General features: G+C 39.6%; 2 protein-coding genes. Both read left to right on the forward strand.

What is annotated here, in order from left to right; translation table 11 throughout:
• The first annotated feature begins 385 nt into the window (after positions 1–385).
• Positions 386–1,408: an RHS repeat domain-containing protein gene (locus AACX38_RS05860; RefSeq protein WP_228865882.1), complete on the forward strand. Its 1,023-nt coding sequence runs from the start codon at positions 386–388 to the stop codon at positions 1,406–1,408.
• A 202-nt stretch (positions 1,409–1,610) separates the two neighbouring features.
• Positions 1,611–2,267 (forward strand): hypothetical protein (locus AACX38_RS05865; RefSeq protein WP_228865883.1); only part of this gene is annotated, 657 nt, incomplete at its 3' end.

Here is a 2,267-nt window from a genome sequence, read left to right on the forward strand (position 1 = left end):
CATAACTCAGTCCTTCCTTTTTGTGTTTTTTTGGTTTTGCGATTAAAAAGTTCGCAAAAATAGGACTGAGTTTCTTTGATTCGCCTACCATTTTGAAAAGCTATTTAGCAGGTTTTGTGTCGGCAGCACCCGCAGAACGGCTGGATGCTGCCGAAAATCCTGAAAGTGCTCCTCGGCGTTTTTGGTTCGCGGCAGTTAACGGAATAGGTAAAAATTAAATTTAAGTTATTTATATTTAAAATAAAAATGACATAAAAAAGTATAGGCACACTCGGACTCGTCTGAGGACGGGCTGAACGAGGTTGACGGGGAACGGCTCTATCAGAAAGGTCACAGGCTGAGACGTCTCGGGCAGCATTTGTTCGAATATGATGATGCTGGACGAATGACGGCGATGCAGCTCTGGCAGGAAGGACATCGCCCACAATTAACTAAATTCCGCTGGAACAGTCAAAACCAGCTTATTAATGTACTGACACCGGGTGGCCACCAGTGGACATACCGCTATGATGCTTTTGGGCGGCGGATTGAAAAGGTCTGCGCACAAACAGGGATGCGGACTACCTACCTGTGGGATGGCAGTACCCCTGCTGAAATTCGTGAATACCGCCATGACCGACTGTACAGTATTCGCCATTTGGTGTTCGATGGCTGGCAGCTGCTGGCTCAGCAAGTGCTGTTTTTTACCCCGAATCCAGAAAACCATAGTGAATTACTGACAAGTGATATTCAAACCCAGTATGCGGTCTGTGCTCCAACGGGTAAACCACTGGCTTTATTCGATCCGGTGGGCCACCGAGTTTGGCGTCAGCCAGCTTACTCGTTGTATGGTTTACGCTTAGGGGCTGCGGGTGAAAATGCTGAGTTTGATCCGGGGCTGAAATTCGCCGGCCAGTGGTTGGATGAAGAGAGTGGTCTCTTCTATAATCGGTTCAGATATTATTCACCTATAGCGAGCTGTTACCTAACACCAGATCCGATAGGCATTCAAGGTGGAATCAATACCTACGGTTATGTATCGAACCCAACGGGAGAGATTGATCCTCTGGGCTTGGCGAAGAAAAAACCGAAGGAAGATCCTAGGAGGGCTGCTCCAGAACCGAAGGTCAAAGAGGAAACGTATAAAATAGTGAGGCATGTCAGTACTGCTGAGTTGGAGAATATTAAAAAGGCAGGAGGCAAAATTGTGTTACACCATGAAAGTCCACGAGTGGCTCGTTGGATCAATATACCTGCAGAACAACATGGGTATGGAACGGTTAACCCTAAACCGCAAGTGAATATACATAGAGTGACATATACAGTAACGGAAAAGGGATTTAGGATGTTAGATATGTTAGATATGTTAGATATGTTAGATATGTTAGATCGCACAAGATTTTTGGGCCAAGAGTTACACTGGTGGTGAGTCAGGCTCTCCAGATAAAGTATTATATAAAGGGAATGAGAAAGGAGTTCGTGGTATTGGTGTAAATGTATTAAAAGAATTCAATAAGGAAATTATCGGTGCTCAATATGAAACAAGAATAGGTAAGACAAAGAAATATGGTACACCTAAGCAGATTAGTGTATGCCAAGGTGGTAAGAGTAATAAGGGTAGGGGGTGAATTGTGTTTATTTCTCTTTATAAATATAAAGTAGAATCATTTTTTGGCGATAATATTGTACCTTTTGATAATAATTTTTTGTGTTATGAATTTGATTCTGATAAAGAAAATAACAGATATTTATGTTTCAAAAACGAGGAAGGGCTTCAGATAAGTTCTTGGGACTATCTTTTTAATGATTATATTTCTGGAGAATATTGGAAGAACACTACAACTGAATCTTTGAAAGAGAAGTGTATCCCAGGTTTTATTGATATGGATTACTCTGGAGTTAATTTAATAATTAACAATATGTTTTTCATTCTTGATATTAATAAAGGAATACCTTTTTATAGAAAAGAATTAACAAATTTTTATTGTCAATATCAAGTATCACATTACAAAGGAAACGATAATACACGTCTTTTCTTTCTGAAAAGATTGTTTGGTGAAATGTGGATTTGGAATCTCGCCTATGATAAATTATCTATAAAGAATGATGAGCTAATATTTAAAGCAGAAAATGGTATTGATTATCATATTCATGATGTGATTGATCGATTATGCGATATAATCCGAGCATATTCGCTGCCAAAACATCTTTCATGTATCTTGAACTTTATCAATCCAATGTTACATGAGTGTATTGATTTTATATTAGGTAAAAATGCAGTCTACGAC

This window comes from Xenorhabdus sp. PB30.3 (genome assembly GCF_963895965.1).
Classification (GTDB): domain Bacteria; phylum Pseudomonadota; class Gammaproteobacteria; order Enterobacterales; family Enterobacteriaceae; genus Xenorhabdus; species Xenorhabdus stockiae.